The sequence below is a fragment of the Pseudomonas paraversuta genome, assembly GCF_904063065.1.
GTDB classification, from domain to species: domain Bacteria; phylum Pseudomonadota; class Gammaproteobacteria; order Pseudomonadales; family Pseudomonadaceae; genus Aquipseudomonas; species Aquipseudomonas paraversuta.
Genome location: NZ_CAJFCL010000019.1, coordinates 1 through 5,523 on the forward strand (window position 1 = coordinate 1; position 5,523 = coordinate 5,523).

The window sequence follows — 5,523 nt, forward strand, 5'->3', positions numbered from 1 at the left end:
ACACTCAGCTGCGGACGTAAGGAAGTCTCTTGGTCTGGACGATTGATTACACCGACACGGCCAAGACTCAGTTGCGCAAGTTGGATAAGCAGGCAGCCAAGCGCATCCTCGATTTTATGGATGAGCGGGTGGTTGGCCGTGATGATCCGCGCAGTACGGGCAAAGCCCTGACCGGCCCATTGGGTGGTTTGTGGCGTTATCGCGTCGGCGATTTTCGGGTGATCTGCGACATCCAAGATGGCGCCTTGCGGATTCTGGTGGTGCAGTTGGGCAACCGCCGTGAGGTATACCGGTAGTGAAGTAACTCACAAACAGAAAGGAACCCCCTCAATGCCTACGACCAACAATGACCTACCCAACCTAGCCAGTGACGATCCGTTGCAGCCTTTGATAATGGAGAGCTTGCGCAGCTTGATACTCGAAAGATCGGGGCCAATTACTTGGGAGGTTGGTGATACTTGGGTGGTGTACGACGGCGGAGAGTGGAGGATAGGGGCTGATGAATGGGCGACGCAGGATCAGGTCCGCGAGTTGATCGTCGCAACTGGCGGGGTGGTCAAGTTGAGAGACTACGCATAACACCGTTATCGTTAAATTTCCGTACAACTCCCACCAAGCGGCAGGTTTTCTGGTGACCATAAGACCAACACTATTAGCCGTCCTGCTTGAGGAGATTCAAGACCCAATGCAGCGCTGCCCTCAGGGCTTCACGTGCTAGCAGCTCTACCAACCATTGTGCTGCGGTTTTGAGACGTACCTTGTTCATGTATTCACCTCCATTAGTTCTTACTACTAAGGGAGACATAAGCAGCAGGACGTAACCGACAGCGCGCAATATGTAGGGCTAATTGATAAAAACGGTCGTACCGAGTCCTTATGAAAGCCCCCCTTACCGGGACTTGGTTCATGGCACTATCCAATGACTGGCCATTGGCTACACTCGGCCATCACCTACAAGGAGTCGTACCGATGGCGATTGAAGGCACCAAAGCACTGAAGACTGTCAGAAATGAGGCTCAGGCACAGGAACTGATAAACGAAGGCTGGTTGCTGCTGGGTCTGTTCGACCGCCAGGACGGTACTGACCAGTACGTGGAGTACCACTTGGGTTTTCCTAAAGAAGCCACGAAAGGTCAAGCCGGTGTATTTCTGCCAAAACGGATGCGATCGGATGGCTAAGGTTGAGTTCCAATAACGCCGCTTATGTTCAAAAGGCCCCCACACTTGAGAGAGTCGTGGGGGCCTTTTTTTCTGGGCACGGAAACCACACCCCTCCTACACTGGTACGCCAGACCCCACCTCTGTGGTTTTACGCACTGTGGGCCACTGACTCGGATAAGGACACCCCTGCCATGCCGTTACTCGTCACGCCCTATTATGAGCGCCGTCTGCGCGATCTACGCACGCTGTCCCCGGACACCGCCGCACTGGCCGAGCGCATCGCCCTGGAGCTGCAGCCGCAAGTGCTGGCCACCTCGATTGAGACGTTGGAGGCGCAGTTACTGGATCACCTGCAGGAAGTGGCTGAGCAACAGACGCGTTGTGTGACTCGACTCTGGGACTGGTTAAACGCCGTGGTCAGCGCCGGAGCGCTGACGCCACCACAGGCGGCAGCGTTTGCCTGTGAAGCGGCCACCTTGGGCGGCCCGTCTGGCGTGGTACCAGAATGAGCAGCCGTGACGGTTCCACTGCTCACTACGGCTTAGAGCTCGGGCTAACGTGTTGGCATATTCAATGGGTTCTGGAGTATGAAGGCGTGACGTGCACGCTTTGCGGTGTCTGCCAAAGCGTCCAAGAGGCAGACATTCCTTTTGCTCATGTGGCAGGTTGCATCGGCGCAGCGGAAGTGGCACAGCACCCTTGGCGCGAGCTAGCAGCGGTTCTACGCCATTTGCCGGTCGTACTCGATAAATGATTGGCGAAGGAATTCACGAAGACGCGCTGCAGCACCTGGTGCAACAAAACGCGGTTAGGGAGTTTGTTGTGGGCCGCGATGCTAGCCGCACCAAGTGGACGTTTTCGGTACGCCTCGGCGGGCCGCACTCCCGGCTGATCGCGGTGCGCTCACGGCGCGAAGCGATTCGTACCTGGGCCAGCCTGACGGCAGTGGGGCGGTTTGCCGAAGGGCTCGGCGTGCGAGGCTTTGCGGTGGAACTATGAAGTTTCGCGCCCGCGAAACTGGCCACGGCTTTTAGTTATCGAGAGCGTCGAGCAAATTTGCCCAAGTAGGGGCTTCCCCTGGCTTCGCGTTGTGAGGCAATGCAGGTTTAGGCTCAGGTTTATGCTCGATCAGCCGAAGTGATTGTTGCAGCTCTTGTATCTCTGCACGCAGCAATCGAACCTCTTCAACCAACGAGTGTAGGGCTGGGTGTAAGGCGTCCATTTCAGGTGTAGGGGAAGTGTAGGGCGAGGGTGTCGGGTCAAGTGTAGGGCGGTGTAGGGTGATCCCCTGTGGTTCGCCATAAACGCGGATCATTTCTGATAGGTCGATAACCTTTTGCCCTTTACCGTCTAGGCCAGCAGTTACGCGGCCTTTAGACACGGCCTCATGCAATGTTGAACGGTGTAAACCGTAGAGTTTTGCCATGCGGCCGATGGTTAATTTTGCCATGTAGGGCAGTGTCGGGTTCTGTCTGTAGGGTGCCCTACAGTCTACTGCTATTTATGAGACTTAACCGACCATTCCCTAACGCGGTCCGGTGGACCTTGTTGGCTACCGTGCTGGTAGGCAGCACAGCTGCCAGACCCACACGGCAGCTTGTGAAAGACACAGGGTTTGCGCTGGGCGAGCAAACGCAATATCTTTGGGTAATAGATACATAGCATTAAAACGAAAAAACCCTGCCAAGGCAGGGTTTCATTCGGGCCAGCGGCGACGGCAATCGCTCTGGCCAAGGTCTCGGGGAATCTCTGCTTTTCGGTGCGGGGAACGAGACCTGGTAAGCCAATTCTGTCGGGAAAACTCCCGTCTGTCCAGCTTCCAGCCTCCCCCGACACCTCTTCCCGACGCTTGGAATCAAGATGCTTTGGGCCCGGGAAGTAATAGCTGCCGATCAAGGGGATCTCTTCACGGCAGCCGGTATAGCCGGTTAGGTGCGACCCGCAAGGGCGAGAAGGCAATGGCAGGGCAGCGTAAAAACCCAACCACGGGCGCTGTCACTGTCCTAAAACCCACCAACCGCCAGACGCCGAAGAGGGCAGGGGGCGCAGTGGTAAACAATCCCCGAAAGTCTGGAACGCCTGTTGGGAGTGGGAGCCGGGTGGTCGCACCTGGAACAAAATCCTCACTGCGTGGAGTCATGCGAGACGCTTTTTTTAAAAGCCGATCGTAGGGGCTCCCACGCCAGTGGGAGCCATCAAGTGCGTCGCGTAGCCATCATTATTGCCGCCAGTGGGCGGCCTTAGACTGGCGTCAGCCATCATTGCTCGTGCTCTTGTCTCTCAGGGTTATTACCCGCTTTGGATCTTTCCCAGCGAGTGGGGGTCCCCCTTTAGGGGGTCGAGCTGGTGAGCGCGTAGCGCGAATGCTCTTGGCTTTTTGCCCTTTTGTACCTTTTCACCTTTATACCTCTCCTATTGGCGTTCTATTGCTGAAGCAATAGCCAACGCAATAGAACGACCAATAGAACGCCACATAGATAATCCAAGACAAAAGCAGAGCAACAGCGCGCCATCCCTACGGTCTGTCGTGGCCGCCCTGCGGGACGCCCAAACCTTCCGGGGGAGCGCCCCGTCAGGCTTTCAGGGTTCCGACTCGCTGCGCGAGCCTCCACCCTCTTTCCTCCCCTGCGCCCTGGACGGGCTTGTCTCGAAAATTCACCCGCGTGCGCGCCCGGCAAAGCCGGACCAACCTGCATTCTCCAATTGCGCGACGTCTCGTTGCGGTCCTTTGTCCCTTTCTCTACTGCTACATCGCGAATCCAGGTTGGTCCGGTTTCACCTGACGCGCACGCAAGCGGTGCGGCCGGATGCTTCGCACCCTGATTCCGCCCTGAACGGGCTGCACCAGGGCAGAACGGAAAAATTCGGACTGGGGTCCATTTTTTCTCACCCCCCTCGTTGGCTCGGGTGATGTCTGTCCAGCTGTTTCCGCCGTCTTCGACGACGGTTTATCAGAGCGGCTAAGGCCGCTCTGGACGCGTTACCATGCGATTTTCGCTTGGGAGCAAACCTCATGCAGCGCTTAGCTAAACCTTCGGACTACGTCCGACAAGATATTCTCGGCCAATCGACCTATGTGCTTCCTTGGGAGCAGCGGCTGTGCCCGGGAAATCCTACGGATGATCCTGCGCTTGGCGCTAAGCTTTACAACGAGTTTGCCTGTGCTGCCGCTCAGGGTGTCATGCCGCGCTCATCAGCCGAACAGATGGCCGACATCGTTGATTGGGTCATAGCTACCCCTGGCGAAGCCGCGCGCTGTTTGGCTGCTGATCTCGCAGCGACATACCAGGGCAAGCATCAGTTTCGAATGGAAGATTTGGAGCTATGGGACGAGGAAACCAAGCCGCACCGAGCGCACCTGATTTTTCATAACGAGGATATTCGTGACTTGTCTGCTTCACGGGTGATGGCTTTGCGTGAGCGCCTAGCCTGCTGACTGAGCTCAAATTTTAGCCGCTAAAATTTGAGCCATGCAAACCAGTAATTTGTTAAATACCAGTCGTTGATGGACTGGTGGTGGCGATCCTGCTAGTCAGCTCAATGTTGTCAGAACAAAGCATGTCGGACTGATCTATTAGATCGTTTTGCTCATTCTCCAGGACGGCAATCTTCGTGGGATTTGGTGCGGAGGCGGCTTGTTCTTGATCAATCAAGGAGTCCAGTTCGGAGATCTGCATCAGCAGACGGCTACGGGCTACATCGTAGTTGGCCCATTTTCTGACAAAAGTCATAGCGGTAGCTCCAATGAGGTCTGGTTAAACCGAGCACGCACCTGTTTGGAGCCAAATCATGAAAAATGATTGATTAATGGCTATTTGGCGTCTCACCGGTACATCAAATACGTATTAAAAACGTATTAAAAGCGTATGAAGGGCTTATTTTTTTCGAGGAGAAAAGAAGCTAGTGCAGGATAGGCATCCGCGCCTCGTTTGTGCCACAAACTGCTGCTAATAGGACATTCATTAAATGCGATCCCTACAAAAATAAGCCTCATATTTGCCTCCTATACCTATGTGATACAATGAATACATGTATTACATAGGAGGCTACAGCATGGCGACTTCCATTCGACTGGCGCCCGAAACTGAGCAGCGCCTCGATTTCTTGGCGAGCAGTACCGGGCGTACCAAAGCGTATTACTTGCGTGAAATCATCGACCACGGCCTTACCGACTTGGAGGATTACTACCTCGCGGCGGAAGTCCTGGAGCGGGTTCGTAAAGGCCAAGAGGTCGTACACTCAGCTGCGGACGTAAGGAAGTCTCTTGGTCTGGACGATTGATTACACCGACACGGCCAAGACTCAGTTGCGCAAGTTGGATAAGCAGGCAGCCAAGCGCATCCTCGATTTTATGGATGAGCG

At 55.2% G+C, this 5,523-nt stretch carries 8 protein-coding genes; 6 read left to right on the forward strand and 2 right to left on the reverse strand.

All coding sequences use genetic code 11. From position 1 onward, the window contains the following. Nucleotides 1-29: 29 nt before the first annotated feature. From JQ845_RS22660 to JQ845_RS22675, 4 genes are all read left to right on the forward strand, one after another. Nucleotides 30-296, forward strand: a complete 267-nt coding sequence (locus JQ845_RS22660; protein ID WP_073510837.1) for a type II toxin-antitoxin system RelE family toxin — start codon at nt 30-32, stop codon at nt 294-296. A gap of 673 nt (nt 297-969) precedes the next feature. Then, nucleotides 970-1,179, forward strand: coding sequence for a hypothetical protein (locus tag JQ845_RS22665; protein ID WP_086799859.1), 210 nt, complete (start codon nt 970-972; stop codon nt 1,177-1,179). A gap of 173 nt (nt 1,180-1,352) precedes the next feature. Beyond that, complete coding sequence (locus JQ845_RS22670; RefSeq protein ID WP_203009498.1) at nt 1,353-1,670, forward strand: hypothetical protein; 318 nt, start codon at nt 1,353-1,355, stop codon at nt 1,668-1,670. A gap of 241 nt (nt 1,671-1,911) precedes the next feature. After that, the gene (locus JQ845_RS22675; RefSeq protein WP_095003394.1) at nt 1,912-2,160 is read left to right on the forward strand and encodes a hypothetical protein; all 249 of its coding nucleotides are present in this window, start codon (nt 1,912-1,914) and stop codon (nt 2,158-2,160) included. Nucleotides 2,161-2,191: 31 nt separating this feature from the next. Here the strand turns inward: JQ845_RS22675 and JQ845_RS22680 are convergent, their stop codons facing one another. After that, a complete protein-coding gene (locus JQ845_RS22680; RefSeq protein WP_073510845.1) occupies nt 2,192-2,611 on the reverse strand; it encodes a hypothetical protein in 420 nt (139 codons plus the stop codon). Nucleotides 2,612-4,174: 1,563 nt separating this feature from the next. Between JQ845_RS22680 and JQ845_RS22685 the strand changes: the two genes are divergently transcribed. Beyond that, complete coding sequence (locus tag JQ845_RS22685; protein ID WP_073510843.1) at nt 4,175-4,597, forward strand: hypothetical protein; 423 nt, start codon at nt 4,175-4,177, stop codon at nt 4,595-4,597. 52 nt (nt 4,598-4,649) lie between these two features. On the opposite strand, the gene JQ845_RS22690 is transcribed toward JQ845_RS22685, so the two are convergent. After that, a complete protein-coding gene (locus tag JQ845_RS22690) occupies nt 4,650-4,892 on the reverse strand; it encodes a hypothetical protein (RefSeq protein WP_073510841.1) in 243 nt (80 codons plus the stop codon). A 322-nt stretch (nt 4,893-5,214) separates the two neighbouring features. Here JQ845_RS22690 and relB point away from each other — a divergent pair, with 322 nt between their 5' ends. Then, nucleotides 5,215-5,442 carry a type II toxin-antitoxin system RelB family antitoxin gene (relB, locus tag JQ845_RS22695; RefSeq protein ID WP_073510839.1) on the forward strand — a complete coding sequence of 76 codons (228 nt, stop codon included), beginning with the start codon at nt 5,215-5,217 and terminating at the stop codon, nt 5,440-5,442. The last annotated feature ends 81 nt before the right edge of the window (nt 5,443-5,523 follow it).

Excerpts from the sequence above, each read along its gene's own strand:
- JQ845_RS22665 (WP_086799859.1), top strand. The coding sequence starts at position 970 with ATGGCGATTGAAGGCACCAAAGCACTGAAGACTGTCAGAAATGAGGCT.
- JQ845_RS22670 (WP_203009498.1), top strand. The coding sequence starts at position 1,353 with ATGCCGTTACTCGTCACGCCCTATTATGAGCGCCGTCTGCGCGATCTA.
- JQ845_RS22675 (WP_095003394.1), top strand. The coding sequence starts at position 1,912 with ATGATTGGCGAAGGAATTCACGAAGACGCGCTGCAGCACCTGGTGCAA.
- JQ845_RS22680 (WP_073510845.1), bottom strand. The coding sequence starts at position 2,611 with ATGGCAAAATTAACCATCGGCCGCATGGCAAAACTCTACGGTTTACAC.
- JQ845_RS22685 (WP_073510843.1), top strand. The coding sequence starts at position 4,175 with ATGCAGCGCTTAGCTAAACCTTCGGACTACGTCCGACAAGATATTCTC.
- JQ845_RS22690 (WP_073510841.1), bottom strand. The coding sequence starts at position 4,892 with ATGACTTTTGTCAGAAAATGGGCCAACTACGATGTAGCCCGTAGCCGT.
- relB (WP_073510839.1), top strand. The coding sequence starts at position 5,215 with ATGGCGACTTCCATTCGACTGGCGCCCGAAACTGAGCAGCGCCTCGAT.